The 20,413-nt window shown below is 57.9% G+C and carries 18 protein-coding genes; 6 read left to right on the plus strand and 12 right to left on the minus strand.

The features are described from left to right. Positions 1-21 precede the first annotated feature (21 nt). Positions 22-1,017 (plus strand): tRNA dihydrouridine(20/20a) synthase DusA, encoded by a 996-nt coding sequence (gene dusA, locus HU755_RS15640; protein ID WP_186634197.1) that lies wholly within the window; start codon positions 22-24, stop codon positions 1,015-1,017. Positions 1,018-1,065: 48 nt separating this feature from the next. On the opposite strand, the gene HU755_RS15645 is transcribed toward dusA, so the two are convergent. Further along, positions 1,066-1,899, minus strand: coding sequence for an undecaprenyl-diphosphate phosphatase (locus HU755_RS15645; RefSeq protein ID WP_186634200.1), 834 nt, complete (start codon positions 1,897-1,899; stop codon positions 1,066-1,068). A 488-nt stretch (positions 1,900-2,387) separates the two neighbouring features. On the opposite strand from HU755_RS15645, the gene HU755_RS15650 reads away from it, so the two are divergent. The 3 genes from HU755_RS15650 (at position 2,388) to HU755_RS15660 (ending at position 5,849) form a co-directional block, all read left to right on the plus strand. Further along, a complete protein-coding gene (locus HU755_RS15650) occupies positions 2,388-3,128 on the plus strand; it encodes a winged helix-turn-helix domain-containing protein (protein WP_186634203.1) in 741 nt (246 codons plus the stop codon). 277 nt (positions 3,129-3,405) lie between these two features. Beyond that, on the plus strand, positions 3,406-4,065 hold the full coding sequence (locus tag HU755_RS15655; RefSeq protein WP_186634206.1) for a helix-turn-helix domain-containing protein: 660 nt from the start codon (positions 3,406-3,408) through the stop codon (positions 4,063-4,065). A gap of 389 nt (positions 4,066-4,454) precedes the next feature. Further along, on the plus strand, positions 4,455-5,849 hold the full coding sequence (locus HU755_RS15660) for an undecaprenyl-phosphate glucose phosphotransferase (protein ID WP_186634209.1): 1,395 nt from the start codon (positions 4,455-4,457) through the stop codon (positions 5,847-5,849). 732 nt (positions 5,850-6,581) lie between these two features. Here the strand turns inward: HU755_RS15660 and HU755_RS15665 are convergent. From HU755_RS15665 to galE, 6 genes are all read right to left on the minus strand, one after another. Next, on the minus strand, positions 6,582-8,660 hold the full coding sequence (locus tag HU755_RS15665; RefSeq protein ID WP_186634212.1) for a YjbH domain-containing protein: 2,079 nt from the start codon (positions 8,658-8,660) through the stop codon (positions 6,582-6,584). Then, on the minus strand, positions 8,657-9,385 hold the full coding sequence (locus tag HU755_RS15670; RefSeq protein ID WP_186621888.1) for a capsule biosynthesis GfcC family protein: 729 nt from the start codon (positions 9,383-9,385) through the stop codon (positions 8,657-8,659). The genes HU755_RS15665 and HU755_RS15670 overlap by 4 nt, the downstream gene beginning before the upstream one ends. A 29-nt stretch (positions 9,386-9,414) precedes the next feature. Next, positions 9,415-10,080 carry a YjbF family lipoprotein gene (locus HU755_RS15675; protein ID WP_186550454.1) on the minus strand — a complete coding sequence of 222 codons (666 nt, stop codon included), beginning with the start codon at positions 10,078-10,080 and terminating at the stop codon, positions 9,415-9,417. 12 nt (positions 10,081-10,092) lie between these two features. Continuing rightward, positions 10,093-11,154: a polysaccharide biosynthesis/export family protein gene (locus HU755_RS15680; protein WP_225922786.1), complete on the minus strand. Its 1,062-nt coding sequence runs from the start codon at positions 11,152-11,154 to the stop codon at positions 10,093-10,095. A 144-nt stretch (positions 11,155-11,298) separates the two neighbouring features. Next, a complete protein-coding gene (locus HU755_RS15685; RefSeq protein WP_016775457.1) occupies positions 11,299-11,535 on the minus strand; it encodes a hypothetical protein in 237 nt (78 codons plus the stop codon). 231 nt (positions 11,536-11,766) lie between these two features. Then, complete coding sequence (galE, locus tag HU755_RS15690; RefSeq protein WP_186634215.1) at positions 11,767-12,783, minus strand: UDP-glucose 4-epimerase GalE; 1,017 nt, start codon at positions 12,781-12,783, stop codon at positions 11,767-11,769. Positions 12,784-13,173: 390 nt separating this feature from the next. Here galE and galU point away from each other — a divergent pair, with 390 nt between their 5' ends. Both galU and HU755_RS15700 read left to right on the plus strand, forming a co-directional pair. Further along, positions 13,174-14,007, plus strand: a complete 834-nt coding sequence (galU, locus tag HU755_RS15695) for a UTP--glucose-1-phosphate uridylyltransferase GalU (RefSeq protein WP_186621835.1) — start codon at positions 13,174-13,176, stop codon at positions 14,005-14,007. Positions 14,008-14,038: 31 nt separating this feature from the next. Beyond that, complete coding sequence (locus HU755_RS15700) at positions 14,039-14,452, plus strand: mannose-1-phosphate guanylyltransferase (protein WP_186634217.1); 414 nt, start codon at positions 14,039-14,041, stop codon at positions 14,450-14,452. A gap of 158 nt (positions 14,453-14,610) precedes the next feature. On the opposite strand, the gene HU755_RS15705 is transcribed toward HU755_RS15700, so the two are convergent. The 5 genes from HU755_RS15705 to HU755_RS15725 all read right to left on the minus strand — a co-directional run bounded on the left by HU755_RS15705 (position 14,611) and on the right by HU755_RS15725 (position 20,413). Then, complete coding sequence (locus tag HU755_RS15705; protein ID WP_186634220.1) at positions 14,611-15,744, minus strand: GDSL-type esterase/lipase family protein; 1,134 nt, start codon at positions 15,742-15,744, stop codon at positions 14,611-14,613. A 174-nt stretch (positions 15,745-15,918) separates the two neighbouring features. Then, positions 15,919-16,965: an acyltransferase family protein gene (locus tag HU755_RS15710; protein WP_186634223.1), complete on the minus strand. Its 1,047-nt coding sequence runs from the start codon at positions 16,963-16,965 to the stop codon at positions 15,919-15,921. Between the two features lie 12 nt (positions 16,966-16,977). Next, positions 16,978-18,081 carry a hypothetical protein gene (locus tag HU755_RS15715; RefSeq protein WP_186550440.1) on the minus strand — a complete coding sequence of 368 codons (1,104 nt, stop codon included), beginning with the start codon at positions 18,079-18,081 and terminating at the stop codon, positions 16,978-16,980. After that, a complete protein-coding gene (locus tag HU755_RS15720; protein ID WP_186634226.1) occupies positions 18,072-19,304 on the minus strand; it encodes a phosphoribosylaminoimidazole carboxylase in 1,233 nt (410 codons plus the stop codon). Before HU755_RS15720 ends, HU755_RS15715 begins: the two co-directional genes overlap by 10 nt. Further along, entirely contained in the window at positions 19,301-20,413 is a 1,113-nt protein-coding gene (locus HU755_RS15725; protein WP_186634230.1) for a polysaccharide pyruvyl transferase family protein, read from the minus strand. The genes HU755_RS15720 and HU755_RS15725 overlap by 4 nt, the downstream gene beginning before the upstream one ends.

The following is a 20,413-nucleotide window of genomic DNA, read 5'->3' on the forward strand; positions in this document are numbered from 1 at the left end:
CACACCGATGTAGTTCCCCCAATGTCCCCTATTCCCGCCACACCCGCGCCACTGTCCCGCCGTTTTTCTGTTGCTCCGATGATGGATTGGACCGACCGCCATTGCCGGTACTTCCTGCGTCTCCTGTCGAAAAATGCTCTGCTCTACACCGAAATGGTCACCACCGGCGCGCTCCTTAACGGCGATCACGAACGCTTCCTTCGCCACAACGACGCCGAGCACCCGCTCGCTTTGCAACTGGGCGGTAGCGTCCCGCTGGATCTCGCTGCCTGCGCCCGCATGGCGCAAGAGCACGGCTACGACGAGGTCAACCTGAACGTCGGCTGCCCAAGCGATCGCGTGCAGAACAACATGATCGGCGCGTGTCTGATGGGGCATCCGGAGTTGGTGGCTGATTGTGTGAAGGCGATGCGCGATGCGGTGTCGATTCCGGTGACGGTGAAGCATCGGATCGGTATCAATGGGCGCGACAGTTATGCCGAGCTGTGCGATTTCGTCGGTACGGTGCAGGATGCCGGGTGTACAAGTTTTACCGTGCATGCGCGGATCGCGATTCTGGAGGGCTTGTCGCCGAAGGAGAACCGCGACATTCCGCCATTGCGCTATGACGTGGCGGCGCAATTGAAGGCTGATTTTCCGCAGCTGGAGATTGTGTTGAATGGTGGGATCAAGACGCTGGAAGCCTGCCATGAGCATTTACAGACGTTCGACGGTGTGATGCTGGGGCGTGAGGCTTATCACAATCCGTATTTGCTGGCGGAGGTCGATCAGCAGTTGTTCGGCAGTCCGGCGCCGGTGATCAGCCGCGCCGAGGCGTTGGCGCAGCTGCGTCCTTATATAGCCGAGCATTTGCTGGCGGGTGGTGCGATGCATCACATCACCCGGCATGTGCTGGGCCTGGGCACCGGATTCCCGGGCGCGCGTAAATTCCGCCAGTTGTTGTCGGTGGACATTCACAAGGCCAAGGATCCGCTGGCGCTGCTGGATCAGGCGGCGGCGTTGCTCGAAGGGCGTTGATGCCCTCCTGTCATTCAGTCAGGCGGCTTGGGCCGCCTGGCTTGCACCTCAAGCCGCCGCAGCCGCGGTCCAGTTCACCCAGCCAAACAGCCACGTTGCCAATATCAGCAAGCCAAACCCGATGCGATACCACGCGAACGCGGCGTAGCTGTGGTTGGCAATGAACTTGAGCAGGCCGCGCACGGCAATCATCGCGAAGATAAACGCGGTGACGAAGCCCAGAGCGAAAACCGGGAGGTCGTTGGGCTGGAACAGGTCGCGGTATTTGTAGCCGGAGTACACGGCGGCGCCGACCATGGTTGGCATGGCGAGGAAGAACGAGAACTCGGTAGCGGCTTTGCGCGACAGACCGAAAAGCAGGCCGCCAATAATGGTTGAGCCGGAGCGCGATGTGCCGGGAATCATCGCCAGGCATTGTACGAAACCGATCTTCAGCGCGTCGGACCAACGCATGTCGTCGACGTGCTCAACGCTTACGACATGGTTGCGCTGCTCGGCCCACAGCATGACGATGCCGCCCACGACCAATGCCACGGCAACGGTGATCGGGTTGAACAGGTATTCGTGGATCGTGTCAGCGAACAACACGCCCAGGATAACCGCCGGAAAAAAGGCGATCAGCAAGTTAATCGTGAACCGTTGTGCGTTGCGCTCCGTCGGCAAGCCTTTGACGATCTCGAAGATCTTCGGACGAAACTCCCAGACAACCGCAAGAATGGCCCCCAACTGAATAATGATGTTGAACGCCATGGCGCGTTCGCCGCCGAACTCAAGCAAGTCAGCGACAATAATCTGGTGACCGGTGCTTGAGATGGGCAAGAACTCGGTCAGGCCTTCTACCGCACCTAATATCAACACCTGGAAAAGGGTCCAGAAATCCATTAATCCTCCGTCAGAGCGCTCAGGGCGAGCGACCGGGCAATAACACTCAGGGGTTGAGTATCTAAAGTCATGCAAGTAGTTCTTTTGGCCCGGAAGGATAGGTCTTATGAAATGCCACACTCAAGCCATGTTAATAATCGTCGGCCGACGAACTACTCAGAAAAAATTTATGTCTATGTAGTAAAAATATTTCAGCAAAGATATAAAGTGTGACTTGGCTCACATTCTTCCTGGATGGCCATTCAGTGGCAAAAGGACATAAACAAAGCCATCGCAATAGACTCAGAATAGTGGCACCATTGCATATCGCCATCATCTAGGCAGTAGTTCACAGCTTCGCGGAAATCAACTAAAAGCTTGAAAAGCTTAATTATTGTTAGAAAACTCGCGAGCCACGTCTAATTTCCGCGTAAATGTTACCAATTGTCAGTCACAGATGAGAACCGGTGCTTTAACATCCCGATGTCAGCACTAATTCGAGTCAAAGCATGATGCTCTCAGGGAACTTAGCGACTAGAAGCCCGCGCCCGACAAATGACGAACCTGGTGTTCTCACTTTGGGTCGTACCCGTGGCGTGGCTGAACATTTTAGAGCGCTGGTCGCCCCGCACGTGCGAATCGATATACCGCTTGAAGCCAGCGAATACACAGGCAACTTCAACCAGAATGAATACCTGGGTTCGTATCGCGCCATCTTCCTTGTCATCGATAGCCCGCAGGCCCTTGAAGACAATCTCGCCCTGGTCGAAAGCCTGCGTAGCGACAACTTGAAACCGCTGATCTGCGCCGTCATAACGGGCCGTGGCGCCTTCAACAAGATCAAATATTATCTGGCCGGCGCGGATGCCTGTATCAAGCTCAATACCCTTTCAGACGACACTGCCGACTTGCTGGCAGAGTTCTTCAATAGTGAAGAATGGCAACGTGACATCAACTTGACGCTCGACCCGACGCGTATCTGCCTGATGAGCACCAGCAAGAAACTTGACATCTCGTTTGCCGAAATGAAGATCCTCGAAGCCTTTGCGCAAACGGGTAATCACATACTGAGCCACGATGAAATCGCCGGCATCATGGGCCTCAACACCAATTTCTACGATCCTCGAGCGCTGGAAAAATCAATCAGTCGCTTGCGTGGAAAAATCAAGGAGATGTATGGTACAAACGCGATTCAGAGCATCCGCGGCTACGGCTATCGCCTGATGCGGGGCCTGATATCGACTGCCTGATTCACGGGCAGCCAATCCCTTTTGCATACGAACGAAGGATCGTCTGATGCAACTCTATAGCTCCAGTTCTGCTCCACGCCTGTCAGAAATCATGCTTTTGAATGAGCGCGACTACACGACCCATAACAATAAATCCATAACATAGCAGCAGTTCGAGTGGAATTTATCGAGGGCCATCATTCGGCCCAACCCTGCCTATCGATTACTTCCGAGGAAGTCATTGCTCGCCTGCCGATTTATCTTTTAGCCAATTTTGGTATGTATTTAGGAGAGAGACATGGAAACGAGTACAACCCTCCCAAGAAAATATTTTGTTGTCGTGGCGCACAGCTCAACGTCGCAGCGTGAACTGGAGAGCATCTTGTCCAGTGAACGTTTCAACTCGTTTGGCACATCGCAGGCACAAATGTTTGTTGAAGGTGTTGCTTCGCCCTCTTCCGCCCCAACGGTCATGGAGTTCAGTTACCCAAGCCTCAGTCGAAAAAATGTTGCACGCAGCATCGAACATGATACCCAGCGCATACTGGCCACGCTTGAATCCGAATGGCGAGCCGCGCAAACAGGCAATCCCTTTCACAACATCCCGGCATTGACTGGACATAACAATCCAATGCCAACCGCCATTGAAAGTGATGTATCCGGCAGCGAAACCTGGCATCTCGACAACGCTCAGGGTGCATTGGTCAAAGACAGTGTCGAGATCAGCCTGACTGGCCTGGAGACAGCACTGGTCAGAAAGATGCTGACTCACGAAGATCGCGTTGTCAGTCGCGACGACCTGATTCTGAGTATCGGTCGCGAACCAGAGCAATACCGCGGGCTTGAGATGTGCTTGAGCCGATTGCAGGACAAGTTTAAGAGCGCCAGTAACGGCGAACGGCTGTTTCGTGCTGTAAGAAACCGCGGGTATTGCCTCATCCAGGATATCGTCGCGTAATCACCTTCGACACTCCGAATAAAGCAAACAGATATAAAGTGCGACTACAACAACAAGAAGAGCACTCTGTTGGCTTCACCTCCCCTGATTACCCAGCCACCTGCCTCCACCCCTCCAACAGTAACAAATACAACTGCCTTTATTCACCCCCCGCTCCACGACCTTTTCTAACAGCTCAGCTATTTAACTATTAAAAAGTTGGCACTGTGCCATCTTGTTAGAACTCGTCAGACACCCTTCCCGTCAATAACTTAGTCTATTGACTGACGACAGTTCGACATATCGACGTTGTTACCTCAGGACACTCGCTAGAACAAAAACAATAAGTCTGCATAACAAGTCGGTTTTCAACTGTTGAAACCTGAATGGACGTCTTTTGGGGATATCGTATGGATCTTTCTCTCAGTATCAATCGAAGCACGGGCCTCAAGGGACTGACCTTTTGGGGCCAATGGGCGCTGGCACAGGGCTTTGTGGTAACGCTGTTGTTCATACTCGCCGAGCAGCACACCGGGACGGTCGCGTTCTACTACCGTATGTGCGCAACGCTGGCCGTTCTGGCATCGGTGCCGGCTTACACGTTTAGCGGCGTTTATCGTAAACGTGATAATTACCTGACCGGGCTGGGTCGGCTGTTCATGGGGTGGTCGATGACCATGGCGGCACTCGCGTGCATCGCCTTTGTCTGCCAGGCCGATGAGTTGTTTTCCCGCCAGGTGATCCTGAGCTGGGCGGTCTACGGCTTCCTCGGTCAGGCGTTTCTGTACGCTCCGCTGCATGCGTTTTCCAAGTACTACCAGCGTTCGCGGAAAAGCGAGCACAGGACCCTGATCGTCGGTACCGGCGAACTGGCACTGGGCTTGGCGAGGAAACTCAGCCAGTTGGAAAACCTGCCGCTGATCGGTTTGGTCAGCAACGGTGACACACCGGTTCTCGCATCGGATGCACCGCGTGTCGTGGGTGCGCAGGACGAGTTGCTGGAACTGATCGAAGCGCACGACATCCGTCGTTTGTACATCACCCTGCCGCTGTGCGAAGCGGCGAAAATCGAAGCGATGTATGTCGATTTGCTGGGTGCTAACGTCGATGTGGTGTGGGTCCCGGACTTGAACAGCCTGACCCTGCTCAATCACTCGGTGAAAGTAGTGGATGGTCTGCCGGCGATCTACCTCAATGAAAGTCCGCTGACCAGCCGTCCGACCGCGGCGTTGAGCAAAAGCCTCGTGGAAAAGACCGTGGCGTTCCTGGCGATCATCGCGCTGAGTCCGATACTGCTGCTGATTGCCCTGGCGGTGAAGATCAATTCCCCCGGCCCGGTGTTCTTCAAGCAGGATCGGCATGGCTGGAATGGCAAGGTGATCAAGGTCTGGAAGTTTCGCTCGATGCGTGTTCACGATGACCGCGAAGTGAAACAGGCCAGCCGTAATGACTCGCGTATCACCGCTGTCGGCCGCTTCATCCGCCGCACGTCGCTGGACGAGTTGCCGCAACTGTTCAACGTGCTGCAAGGGCACATGGCTTTGGTCGGCCCACGCCCTCACGCGGTTGCGCACAACAACTACTACTCGGGGAAAATCCTCGCGTACATGGCGCGTCACCGGATTAAACCGGGCATCACCGGGCTTGCGCAAATCAGCGGTTGCCGTGGTGAGACTGACACGCTGGACAAGATGCAGAAGCGCGTCGAGATTGACCTGCAGTACATCAACAGCTGGTCGTTGTGGCTGGATCTGAAGATTCTGGTGAAGACGCCATTTACCTTGCTGTCGAAGGATATTTACTGAGGCACAGTGCTTCGGGTCGCAAGGGGACGAAAGTCCCCTTTTTTGTGGGCGGGATTTGGGTAAACCGGTACCGAGTACAGGTACGAACCCTGCTCACGGAAGCGGTAGGTCAGGCGATGGAGGTGTTAAATGTGCCAATGCCTTCGCGGGCAAGCCCGCTCCCACAGGGATTCAGGTCATAGCCAGGATCTGCGGCGTGACGCAAGACCCTGTGGGAGCTGGCTTGCCAGCGAAAGCGGTGGGCCAGGCAATGGCGATGTTGGATGTGCCAATGCCTTCGCGAGCAAGCCCGCTCCCACAGGGTTTTGGGGTTGAGCAGTAATTTTCGCTGAGACAGATAGCCAATGTGGGAGTGAGCTTGCTCACGAAAGCGGTGGGTCAGGCAATGGAGATGTTGGATGTGCCAATGCCTTCGCGAGCAAGCCCGCTCCCACAGGTTTGGGGTTGAGCAGGGATTTTCGCTGAGGCAGATAGCCAATGTGGGAGTGAGCTTGCTCACGAAAGCGGTGGGTCAGGCGATGGAGATGTTGGATGTGCCGGCGCCTTCGTGAGCAAGCCCACTCCCACAGGTTTTGGGGCTGGATCCAGAGTTGCGGCGTGACGCAGACCCTGTGGGAGCTGGCTTGCCAGCGAAAGCGGTGTGTCAGGGCATCAAGATGTCAACTGACCGGACGCTATCGCTAGCAGGCTCACTCCTGCAATGGTTTTGTGTCGGGCTTGGGAGGCCAGCGCTTACTCAGTGATTTTCTCGAAGTTGCGATAGAACATGTCCCCTTCCCGGCTATCGGTCATCGAGTGCAGTTGATAGCTGCGATTGAGCCTCGCGCCGCCGTCACGGGTCAGCGGGGCCCAGACCAGGTTGGCGCGGCGCATGGTCGACATGCTCATCATCTCGTCGAACGGGATCGACAGGTAGAGACCTTTGTCGAAGCTACCTTCACCGTACTCAGCGCTGCTGGCCGTGGTGATCGTCGCCCACGCCCCCACACGCACGCCGTTGAAGAACTCCCGCGAAATGTCCACGGTCGTGCCCCAGTCGCCGGCCAGGTAGCGGCCAACGCTGACCGCGGCCAGCGTGTCGAACGGCAGGTCGGTGTAGCCAGTGATGTGCCCGGTCACCACCGAGTAGTCGCGCAAGGCGAATCCCTGATCGAAATCGCGCTGACGCACCCAGTTGATGTCCGCCCCCAGCGACCAGCGTTCGCCGGTCGGACGGAACAACACTTCACCGCCGACACCGGCAAACATCGACTCCAGGTAACCGCCGTAGACCATGCCGTACAGGTCTTTATCCAACTGCTCGGCGTGGCTGACCTGAAATAACGGCATGGTGGTATTGGAGGTGGTCAGGTACTGACGCAAGTCCGTGCGCACACGGGGCAAACCGCTCGGCGCGTCATAGCTGAATTTGTCGAAGTTGTTCGCCAGGTTCGCGCTGAGCAAGCCGCTCCACCAGGTGTTGCGATTGAAGCGATACTCGGCATCGGCATCGGCACTGAATTGATAGAGCAAGCCGTCCGGGCCGCCGACGTTCTGTTTGAAGCCCAGCCCCACGCCATAGCTGAAATGCTGCGGCGCTTCGGTGTAGAGGGTTTTTTCGTTGTGCGGCATCGCCGGGTTGATCTCGGTGGTGCGGTGCAGCGACAGCAACGGCTCTTCGTTGTTGATCACCTCGCGAAAGGTCTGGCGCGGCACGCTGGTTTCTTCCAGCGGCAGGTCGTAGCGCTTGTTGACCACGGTGAACCAGTCGATGTCGTCGTTGACGCTGTTATCAAGAATCCGGCTCGCCCGCCCGACGGCCTTGGGCGAATGGAAATAACGCTGCTGCTCGCCATAGACGATCAGCTCGGAATCGCGCTGGCTGATGCGCTCGACCTTGTAACCGGCATTCTGCTGCAAGCGTTTGGACACGTCAGCCCAGTCGACCTGCTCCATTGTCTTCGTCGGCGCTTTTGCCGGCAACGGTTCCGGCGTGGGGTCGTAGGTTTTGGCGGGCGCCTTGCGGCTGACGAAGTTGGTGTGGAAAGTCACACCGAACATCGCGGTGTTGCCACGTTCCCACGCCGCACTGAGATCGATCGAATCGGTCACCTTGAACACCGCGCCGAGGTTGATCGGCGAGTCCTGCTTGATCTCGTTGTCCTTCGGTTCGTTTTTGTAATCGTTGCCGTCGAATTCCAGCTTCAGGCTCAGGCGATCCCAGGGCGTCTGGTAACTCACGCCGCCGAAGAACGACGGCCGGCCACGAAAATACGAACCGGCATTGACGTCACCGGTGCCTTCGGTTTCCGGGCGGGTCTTGAAGCGCTCGCTGGCAAAGCCCAACGGGTTATCGAAGTCGCCACGGTTGCCGATGTAGCCCCAGGCGATGCCCGCGCTGAAATCGAAATTGTCGTAGCGCTTGTTGGCGACGAAAAACTCACTGGAGAACAAACCGGTACCACCGATATCTCGGAAGCCCAGCGCCACTTCCGGCGCCCAGTGACTTTCTTCCCACAGCCGGACTTTGGCATCGACCGCCTTGTCCTTATAGCTTTGGCTGCCGCTCAGGGCCTCCGAGCCGTAGGGCCGGTTGGTGATCGCGGTGTAGCGAAACGAGCCTTCGAGCCAGTCCAGCGGCTGCAACGACACGCTGTAGCGACTGTAGGGGTCGGTGCGGTTGGCATTGACGCTCAACTCGCCGGCCGGGGCCATGCGTGCGGTCGGCGTCTGCAGCAGACCGGCGCCACCGAAGTCATTCTGGGTAATGCGCGGCTCGGCATGAGCCAGACCGCAAGGCAATAACAACACAGCTGCAAAACGTAACTTCAACGAACCACCTCGGCCAGCTGCGTGGCAATGAATTCGGCCAACTGCTGATTCAGTTCAGGAAGAGGCGGATCTAGATCATCATTTTTAAGCGGTACAAGAATCTTGCTGCCGGCCACCGGAAACTGCCCACTCTCGCGATTCCAGTGCGCAATGCCTACGCGCCGTGAAACACCGTTGGGCTGAATCAACCACAGGTAGTCGGCTTCGGCGTCGGCCAGAATCGTGCAGCCTTGCAGGTATTCACGGGCCTCCAGCAACGGCTGGTAGGGCAAGTGGCACGGCTCGGCGACCGCGCCCAGCACTTGAACTTCGTCAACGCGTTTGGGGTAGATCAGGCGATCGCCGTCGTCGAGACGAATGTTGCGGGCGAAACCGACTTCCAGCGCCACCGGGTCAAGGTCGGCGATCTGCCGCCCGGTGACCGGCATTTGCCGCACTTGCTCGGCCATCCGCTGCGCCAGCGCCGCCCTGCTCGGCCGGTCGAACAGCGTGGCCATGCGCTGCAACACGTCGAGATCAAACAACACGCCGACCTTGAGCCGCGTCTGCTGTTCCACCAGCGATTTGCGCAGCAACACGCCTGCCAGCCAGTACCCTTCGGCATTGGGCACAGCCTCGCTGATCACATCGAGCAAGCGCCCGCCGGGTGGCAACTCGATCGCCCCGGGGTTGGCGACATCGCCGGAAACGGTGACGGCTGCGTGACCCGTGCCGCTCAGCAGCATCAGGCACAACGCTAAATAACCGAGGCGCTTCACGGCAGGTGCCTGCGATCAGGCGTCAGCTGTACGATTTTCACGCGCAGTTGCGAGGTCAGTTGCTGCTCGCTCTGCACGATGAAACCGTCACGCGGATCGACCCAGTAACGATTGGTCGCGCGCAGGCCGATGGCCGGGGCGTCAATCTGCTCGTCGATACGCAGCACGGTATAGGCCTTGTCGAGGATCTCCAGGGTTTCGCTGGCGCGGCGGGAGAAGCGGCTGTTGACGATGACGCCGACTTCCTGGCCCTTGTACAGATCGATCCAGCGCCGTGTGGCAAAACCATCGGCGACGTGGTGCAGGCCGTGTTTGAACGGCGCGTCATCGGCCAGCCGCGTGCCGTCCAGATCGCCTTCCAGGCCCAGGCCGATACTGCGTACGGCGAGGCCGTTACGCAGTAGCAACACCTGTTTGCCGGACGCGACCCAGAACTGCAGGTCCTCACGTTCGCGTACCAGCGCCAGTACCCCGGAGCCGGACGGCGTGGTCAGTTTCAATTGCGGATAGTTGACCCCGGCCACTTCGGCGGGGCTCACCTCTACTTCGTCGGGACCGACGGCCGCTGCCTTGAGGTTGTTCAAGGACGCGCTCATCAACGGATTACAGCCGCACAGCAATAAGGCCGCCATCAGGCAGACGCCCGCTTTCAAAGTCTTCACAGTCGGGCGGCCTTATTTGCTGTTGTTACTGTATTCGCTCCAGTTCTTCGCAGCGGAAGCCCCGGTACCGACAATCGACGCCGACGGCACCAACTGGCTGATGAAGCGGTTCCAGCGCGTCACGTTGGCCGGGCCGACATATACAACGTCCTGCGGGCGAACCTGGAAGTGCGAGGCGAGTGCCATGGCGGTCGGCGATTCGGCTTCGAGCTGGTAGATCTTCGCCGGTTCAACATCAAGGTTTTCCACCCCGCGAATGACGTACACCGCGTTGCCGTTGGAGGTGGTCTGGCTCAAACCGCCGACCGAACCGAGCACATCGGAAAGGTTCATCGTCGCCGTCTTGAAACTCAGGGCACGTGGCTGGTTGACCTCGCCCATGACGTAGATGCGTTTGTTGTCGTTGTACGGCAGATACAGCTGATCGCCGCCCTTGAGGAAGACGTTCTGCAACTCGGAATCCTGCTGGTTGAGCGAGTCCAGATTCAGCGGATAGACACGCCCGTTACGCGTCAGCAGCAACCCGGACAAGTCGGCATTGTTGGTGTCGATTCCGGCGGAACCAAGCGCCTCGACCACGCTCAGCGGGTTGGTCGAGATCGCCTGCGGTCCGGCCTTGGTGACCGCTCCGGTGACCACGACTTTCTGGCTGGCAAAACGCAACACCGCGACATCCACCTGCGGCTCGGCGATGAACGCCGACAGCCGTTGCTCGATGTCCGAACGCAGTTGCTGGATGGTCCGGCCAGCGGCCTGGACTTCCTTGATGAACGGGTAGTAGAGCGTGCCATCGGAGCGCACCAGGCGGCCGTTGGCATCGATCTGTTGCTGCGCGCCGGACGGGGCGGTCAGCTCGGGGTGGTCCCAGACCGTGATGTACAACACATCGTTGTTGCCGATGCGGTATTCGGCCGGGGTCGCCAGCAATTCCGGCGGCAACGTCTCACGCTTTTGCGTGGCGCGGTTCATGGAAATCAGCTTGGGCGTGATCGGAATCAGCTCGACCCGGCTGCTTTCACTGGCGCCCTGGCGGGTGATGCTGCCAGTGCTCAGGTATTGACCGGGGGAAAACATGCAACCTTGCAAAGCGAGACTTGCCAACATTAAAAGATAAACACTACGAGTCATAATGGCACTACGCTATTCAAGGGCGAATCCAAAAACAAAGTCACCCGACTTGCGTCGGGCGACCCTGTACTGCACTAACAAATATTCCTGTTAGTTATGCGTGCCGGTTGTACCGGTGGTACCCGTCGTACCGGTGGTACCGCCATTGGCACTGCCACCGCTGTTGGACGCCGCTACAGCACTGGCAACCATTGCAGTACTGGCAGCGGGCGCTTGAGAAGCCGCCACACTGCCACCTACATTGGTTACCGCTGTCAGCGGCGCTTCAGCGGCGGCAGCCCAGTTGCTCAACATCGTCAACAGGGCAACTGCCATCACTTTTTTCATAACAACTCCTTTCTAACATTCGACCTGTTAAAAAACCGGCCTGAGTTAGAGTTGGTAGCGTTCAAGTCCGCCACAAGCGCGAACAAGATCCGTTGTTCTCTCACAGTCTTACCCAACTGATAAAAGTCGAACGGCAGGTTTATATCTACGGACTTGTAAAAGGCATTGCCAGTGTAATTTCCCGACGTTATCTAACAACCTGACTGAAAATAACATTGGGCTAATTGGCCATCATTGCGCGTAACCGTTGGGATGGTTCGACTGCCATCGCCAGGTATCAGTGACCATGTCCTGCAAACTGCGCGTGGCTTTCCAGCCAAGTTCTTTCGCCGCTTTCGAGGCGTCGGCAAAGCTCTCGGCAATGTCACCGGCACGGCGCGGCATCATGCGATACGGCACCGGCCGGCCGCAGGCCTGTTCGAAGGCATGCAGCACTTGCAACACGCTATAGCCATCGCCCGTGCCGAGATTCCAGGTGTGGATACCGCTGCGCTCGCTGATCGATTGCAGGGCTTTCAAATGCCCGTCGGCCAAATCGACGACGTGGATGTAATCGCGCACGCCGGTGCCATCGACCGTCGGGTAGTCGTTGCCGAAGATCGACAGTTCGCGCAGGCTGCCGACCGCGACCTGGCTGATATACGGCACGAGGTTATTCGGAATGCCGTTGGGGTCTTCACCCATGTGTCCGCTGGCGTGGGCGCCAATCGGATTGAAGTAGCGCAGCAGCGCAATGCTCCAGCGCGGCTCGGCCAGGCTCAGGTCGCGCAGCACGTTCTCGACGATCAGCTTGGACTGACCGTAGGGATTGGTCGGATTGCCCGTGGGGAAATCCTCGCGGATCGGCATTTGCGCAGGCTCACCGTATACCGTCGCCGATGAACTGAAGACCAGGCGAAACACCCCCGCCGCCGCCATCGCCTGGCACAGCGTGATACTGCCGCCGACGTTGGTTTCGTAGTAGTCGAGCGGCTTGCGCACGCTCTCGCCGACCGCCTTGAGCCCGGCGAAATGCAGCACCGCGTCAATCCGGTGCTCGCGAAAAATCCGGTCAAGCAGCGCACGGTCGCAGACATCGCCGCGGATCATCCACGCGCTCTTGCCGCAGATGGCTTCGATGGCGTGCAATGCCGCATCGCTGCTGTTGCAAAGATTATCCAGAACAACAACTTCATAACCTGCTTCGAGCAGTGCAAGTGTGGTGTGCGAGCCGATATAGCCGGCGCCCCCGGTGACCAGAATTTTCATAGCGCGGTCCGTCATTGGTAAGTACCCGGTAGCGTGTCAAGCCTCATGCAGTGAATGTGTGTGGCAGTCCACATAAACAAGGCGACAACAACCTTTAACAAAATTAGTTCAACCACTGGTAATAAATATTTTTCCGGGTCAAACTCTGTTGGCGGATACTTATTAGCATTCCCTGCGCACTTACCACTATTAGCAGATGCCGACTAAAAATAACTAATAATGCTCTGACCGACATCGCATAACATTGCAGTATTTAACCGCGACTGCGCATTGCCATTAACAACCTGGCTACTGTATTAAAGTAGCCCTTCAATCATCATTGATAACTTGCAGCCGGTTCTTTCGGCTTGCAACCGTCGCCTGTGTTCCATGACTGTCCAGGATGTTTTTATGATTCGTAAATGTTTGTTCCCCGCTGCCGGTTATGGCACGCGTTTTCTGCCGGCCACCAAAGCCATGCCGAAAGAGATGCTGCCGATCGTCAATAAGCCATTGATCGAATACGCCGTTGAAGAAGCGCGGGACGCCGGCCTGCAACACATGGCCATCGTCACCGGTCGCGGCAAGCGTGCGCTGGAAGACCATTTCGACATCAGCTACGAACTCGAACACCAGATCCGCGGCACCGAAAAAGAGAAATTTCTCGCCGGCACCCGTGAGTTGATCGATACCTGCACCTTTTCGTATACCCGCCAAGTGGAAATGAAGGGCCTGGGCCACGCCATTCTCAGCGGTCGCCCGTTGATCGGTGACGAACCCTTCGCCGTGGTGCTGGCCGATGACCTGTGCCTGAACCTGGAAGGCGATGGCGTGCTGACCCAGATGATCCAGCTGTACAAGAAATTCCGCTGCTCGATCGTTGCCATCCAGGAAGTCCCGGCGGACCAGACCCACAAGTACGGGGTGATCGCCGGCGAGCTGATTTCCGAGGGTATTTACCGGGTCAACAACATGGTGGAAAAACCGGCGCCGCAAGACGCCCCGTCGAACCTGGCGATCATCGGTCGCTACATCCTGACGCCAGACATTTTCGACCTGATCGCCGACACCCAACCGGGCAAGGGCGGCGAGATCCAGATCACCGACGCGCTGATGAAACAGGCGCAGAACGGTTGCGTGCTGGCCTACAAATTCAAGGGCCTGCGCTTCGACTGCGGCGACGCCGAGGGTTATCTGCAAGCGACCAATTTCTGCTACGAGAACGTGTACCTCAAGGGCCGCTGAGACGGCTTTCACTCACAACAGGCGGACAACCATGAACATTGCACAACATTCGACAGAGATTGAACGTGAGGTAGACAACCTCGGGGTGATGAGCTGGTTGTCCCGCCATCAACCGTTGCCCAGCGCCAATGAATCCTGGCTGGGCACGATTCTGCTGGTCGAGCGCATCGGCGTGTTTCCCGCGTCCGGCGATATCCGCCGGCCGATGCGCGATCCCTATCCCCTGCTCGCTCACTTGAAGCAACTGTATGGCGAGCAGGCGCTGGAAATGGATGACCTCGATGGGCTGAAAGTGATTTTCAGCGACTGGCGCTTCCGCGTGCGCCTGTGCTGCAACGACCCGGCGATTATCATCAACGTGGAAACCCGTTGCGATACGCGGTTAATGCCGCAGAAGCTCGCGGAGTTGCTGGGTGTTATCGACGCCTTCAAGCACGACGCCTGATCACTTTGGCTTCACGCCAATCCATTGTGGGAGCGAGCCTGCTCGCGAAAGTGGTGGGTCAGGCAATGGAGATGTTGGAGATGCCAATGCCTTCGCGAGCAAGCCCGCTCCCACAGGGATTCAGGTCATACCAAGGATTTGTGGTGTGGCTCCCACATTCAGATCTTCACGGCAGCACCGCACTCAGGATCGTGACCCATGATCCAGCCATAAAAATAATCGGCAATCACCTTGCCGCCCGTGGCCGGCAGCGGATGAATCTTGTCCGGGCCGATCATCGCGGCTGCGTAGCGTTTGACGTCGGGACCAAACGCACATTGCAGGTTGGCGTAACCCAGATGCTGCTCGCGCGCCCAGGGTTCGAGTACCTGCGCATACGCCGACATTGGATAGGCGCTGGAGCGCGTGGTGTCCTGACGCATGATCAGGTTAATGCTCGCCGCCGGCTGGATCTCGCGCAGCATCGCGACCAGCCCCTGAACGTTCTGCAGATACTGCGCTGGCTTGACGCCAAAACCCTGGTCATTGCCGCCAAGCATGATCAGATAGACGTCGGCCGGGATCTTCGACACGACGGATTTCCACTGCGCTTGCCACGCTGGATCCTGATGATAGAAGTCAGCTGACGCCGCCCCGGACGCTGCCAGTTTCGACACCCGTACACCCTGCTGATCGTTACTCATCCACAGGCCGAACAACGTCGGTGCGCCCTGCACCACTTCCATTTTGAACGACCAGTCTGCCGCCGACGGTGCGTCGGGCAGCGCGACTTCCTGAACGCCCGAACCTTCGAGCTTCAGCGGCCGCCAATCTTGCGCGGGCGTCCAGCGATAACAGACTTCGTTGCTTTGGCCGTTGCCCAGATAGAGCAATTTCGCCTGGGTGACTGAGGTATCGATGGCGGGGGTCGGACTGGCATCAATCTGCAGCCATGCACCGGGCTTACCCGTCACCGTGCGACTGTCAGGACTGGCCTGGCCGAGGTCGGAAACTTTCCAGCCACCACCGAAGTATTTGTCGCTGCTGCGGGTGTATTTGAAGTGCGTGCCGCCCAGCGCTGCGCCGTGGTTGAAACCGACATAACCGGGGCCCGCGAACCCCACTTCGCCGGCCACTCGCTGCACCAGTTTGTTCAGGTAGAAATCCTGCCCGGCGGTGTAGCTGTCGCCGATCACCGAGACCGACAAGACCTTGCCGGCATTGCCCTCGCGCCACTGCGCAAACCGCTCGCGGGCATCGCCCACCTCGATGACCGAGGCAGCGACTGGTTGAGGGGCGTCTACTGGCAACATTCGATATTTCCTTTGTCTGGGGTGGCCTCTGTCGGGACTGTCGTACACAAATCAACTGTAGGAGTGAGCCTGCTCGCGATAGCGGTCTGTCAGATAAAAATTTATTGACTGATCCACCGCTATCGCGAGCAGGCTCACTCCTACAGGGGGTCTGTGTACAGCATGGAACAGTGTTCAGCTGTTTTGCGTCTGCACAACAGGTGTCACGATTGTTGGCGGTTTCTGCTTCGCCGCGCGCTCTCCGAGGAACAACACGGAGGTGAAATTGAACCGACTGAACGCCATCGCCAACACCACCGGCCCGAGCAAGCCACAACTCCAGCCGCCCAGCACCAACAGGCTTTCATCCTTCACGCCCAGGCGCCCGAGCACAAACCGCGACGTCGCGGCGAACAGCACGTGAAATAGAAAAATCGCATAAGAATAACCGCCCAGCCAGGTGAGCACCTTCGAGCGCATGTCACTGGACAACAAGGCGATGCACGACACACAACCCACAATCAGCCCGACCACACTGCGACGGTCGACAATCAACTCGCGATCCATCGCCGCCACGTACAGCAGCGTCAGCGAGATCACCACAAACAGCAGTGGCCCGCTGACTTTGAACGTGCTTTTCAAGCGCTCGACGTTTTCCTGGCCGATCATCCCCGCGACAAAAAATGGCAGCAGGTAAATCGCGCCATTGATGCCGAACGCATCCAGCGGCAACGGCGGCAGCAAAAACAACACAGCTGCAAATGCAAACAGCCCATACAGCCGCGTCGCCGAACGCAGCAGGCCGCGCCACTCCAGCAGGCCGACGAACATGAAAATGATGAACACCGCCTGCAAAAACCAGAAGTGGTTGATCGGCACCCAGAACGACAACAGCGCATCGATCACGCCGACGTCTTTGTTCACCCCCGGCCCCACCGCTTGCAATACCGAAAACGGCACACCGACGCAAATCAGCGGCACGATCAAGCGCCGCACCTTGCCGCTGAAAAACGCCGAAAAATCATTGCCGCGAATCTTGTAGATCGAATAGATGTACCCGGAAATGAACGTGAACAGCGGCATGCGCACATACACCATCGAATCGGCGATCACCCGAAACGGCGAGCCGATGTCGATCTTCAAGCCGCCGCCCAGCGGTCCGATGACGTGATAGAGCACCAGCAGCAGGCACGCCAGGCCGCGCAGGGTTTCGATTTCCAGGGACTTGTTCTTGCTCGACATAGAGCACCTGCCTTAAGTGAGAATTCGTGATTCGACCTGCGCCGGTTTGTTCGCCCGCAGCATCAATCCCAGACCAACGAACAACACCGGCACCACCATCGAAAAGTGCCGGGCGAAGGAGCCGAAGTCTGGCTCGAACAAGCCCTGCACCAGCAGAAACGCCAACGGAATCGCGATCAGTTCCTTGGGTTTGGTCTGGATCGGCGCGCCCTTGTAATCGGTCGAAGTGATGACTTTGAACAGCAGCAGCGCGGTCATGATCATCAGCGCAACGAAGATCACCTGCCCCGGCCCGGACAGCAGAATCAGCTCCACCGGGAACGACAGGCGAAAGAAAATGATCATCGAGTCCAGCGCTTGCGAGACGAAGTCGCTGCCGCTGAGCCACGAGACGATCAGCGACTTGGAGCCCTCCTCGCCCGCCGTGCGCAGCTCGTTGTTGCTGGCGCGAATCGACGACACCGGAAAGCCCAGCGCCACCTGAATCGCCATCGCCACCGCCAGGTAAAACAGGAACAACATCAGAAAGAAGGTGAAGCGCGACACGTACTTTTTCATCACGCAGACGCCGACCCACGACAGCGAAAACAAAATCCAGTAAGGGCGGATCAACACGCCGTAAATGACCGCTGAGAGGAAAAAGCCGCCGCGATATTTGCGTGTCAACGAGCTGAGCAAAATGCTCAGCACCGCCACCGAAACGATAATTTCCTTGGTCAGGTTCTCGAGGAAAAAGGAACGCACAACGCCCCACAGGCACAGGGTGCCGAAGATCGTCAGCGGCATGCGCCGAAAGACAATCACCGGAATCGCCGTGAGGAAAAAATTGCAGAACATGCCGTAGGCCCAGGCATTGGTCAGGTTGATTCCGGTCGGCCGCAGCAGGAACGCCGAACACTCGTAGGACGAGCGATCCGGCGAGAATGGGTTCCAGAAATTGCAGTTGTCGGCGCGCGCGTAGGACGACCACAACGTCATCGCGTCCGGGCCCGGATCGCGGGGTACCAGCAGCGGCATTGCCACCGACAGAAACAGCCCGGTGAACAGGATCAGGAACGAAATGGACGAATCGAGTCTGCGCCCACGAAACTCGATGCACGGCAGCTTCAGGCCCATGACAGCGCGGCCTTCTTCGCGCCGGTGACGCGAGTCAACAGGGCAATCACGGCCAGTTGCACGACGATCGCAAAGACATTGCCCCACGCCGCGCCGTAGATCGAGTAATGCTTGATCAGCAGGTAGCTGACCGGCACCGAAATCATCAGGCAGAGGGCCGCGCTGGCCAGCGACACCCGGCTGTTTTTCGAAGCGATCAAGCCGCCCCAGACGATGTCGCCAATTGCGCGCAAGGCGAAGGAAAAGATCAGCACGCCGAGGATTGCGTTGTCCGGACGCGGGACGCTGGTGGCGACATAATCGAGCACCACGTTGAAGAACAGATAAATCGCCACCGCCACCGCAGCCGAGACGACCAGCGAGCGCATCACCCACTTGTTGATAAAGAGTTGCTTGACCGTGAACGCCTGCTGATCAGCCTGGAAACGCTTGGCCAACACCGGAATGCCGACCACCGCCACCACCGCATACGACAATGCCTGCAAAGTGTTCGCTGCCGACCACGCATAGACGTATTTGCCGAGGCTGGCGTAGGGCTCCAGATCGATGATCAGAAAGCGCTCGGCGTACTGACTCAGGGCAATCAGCCCGGTGCCGAGATAGAACGGCAAACCGGCTTTCCACACGGTCGCGGTGTCCAGCGCCACCGCTTCGCGGCCCTTGTGTACCTTCACCACAAGCAGGTAACCGACCGCGATCACCAACACGTTGGCGACCACCCACAACCACAACACACTGGCGATGCCCGCGATCCAGCCGAGCATCATCCCTCCCACCGCCAACAGCGCCCACAGGCCAGTCTTGATGAAGAACAGCAACGCGCCCGCAGTGGCTTTCTGCGCGGAAAACACAAAGGAATTGATCTCGAATGACAGGTGCTCGGTGAGCAACACCAGGGTCACGCAAAGGATCAGCAGCGCCGCCGCTTCCACCTGCTGGAACAGCGAATACACCAGCACCGTCGCCACCGACAGCAGCAGCCCCACCGCCAGGTACAGCAGCAGGACTTTGTCGACCACACGACGGGAACTGCCACCCACGCTGATCAGCCGGTTGATCTCGGAACTGAAACCCACACTGTAAAACTTCGAAGCGATCAGCGACGCCGCGACCACCACGCCGTAAAAACCCAGCGCCTCATAACCGAGGTAATGAGTGATCGCCAGCACCAGCAAGAACTTCGCGCCCAAGGCTCCGCCGCGAAGCAACAGCCGAAATATCATCGAATGACACCCTTGATGATCTCGTCCATGGCCACGGTCTTCGCCTCGATTTCACGGCAGGTGTCGGTCAGGCGCTGGCCGAAATCAGACAATGCGTTGGGCTTGTAGACCGTGTTGATGATGGTGTCGACATCGATGTCGCCGCCATTGATCACCCAGTCTTCCACGCCCATGTCCTGATACGCGCCAAAGCCCTTGCGCTCGTAGCTGATGTGATACGCCGGCACGCCGGAGAGCAGCGATTCGATCGCACCGTGCAAGCGCACGGAAATCACCAGATCCGGTTGGTATTTGGCGATGGTCGCCTTCAGTGACAGCAGGTCTTCGGTAATACCCAACTCGCGATAGAACGCCCCGTCATCGTTGCCGCGCACAGCACTCTGCACGGCGCAGACCACTTCGCTTTTGTTCTTCAGGCGCTGCAGTAACAGCTTGAGATTGGCGACATAGGCGAGCTTCTTTTCCTTGCTCCACTCCGGTGGCTTGCGCAGCACCACGCAGACCGTGGCCGGCGAGGCGGCGCAGCGGGTGAATTTCGGTTGCGCGAGGATCTTGCTCGCCAGCGACTGCACCGCCAGATCCGGCGCGCGATAGACATTTTCACAGGCATCGAAGATCGCCGAAGAACGGTTGTCGCGCACAAACACCGCGTCGGCACCGGCGTAGTGTTCAACGATCTTGCTGCTCTCGCCGTGGAACGGACCGATGCTTTGCGGCAAATACACCGACGGCACTTTGCTGAGAATCGCCGTCTCCAGTTGCTTGGCGTGACCGAGCTTTAACTTGATGTGTTCGAAAGCGCTTTTGGAGCGCATGTAGCCGCCGCCGACACCCACGATCAGGTCGGTTTTTTTCAGCAGTTCGGCGAGCCCGGCATAGGACTGATTGAGGAACACCGCTTGCTTGACCCGGCCCAGTCCCTTGGCCGCCATCACTGGCGCGTCGAAGCGCGGGTGCGGCAAGTAGCTGAAGGAGTCCGGATCGGAGGCCACGACATTGATCGAAGTGTCCTCACCAAAATTGCGCTGCACCAGGGCAATCGCCAGATCGACGAGCAAGCCGTCACCAGAGTTGGACGCACTGTAGCCATGCAAAATCGTTACGTTCAT

The sequence above is a fragment of the Pseudomonas sp. SWRI111 genome (genome assembly GCF_014268555.1).
GTDB classification, from domain to species: domain Bacteria; phylum Pseudomonadota; class Gammaproteobacteria; order Pseudomonadales; family Pseudomonadaceae; genus Aquipseudomonas; species Aquipseudomonas hamedanensis.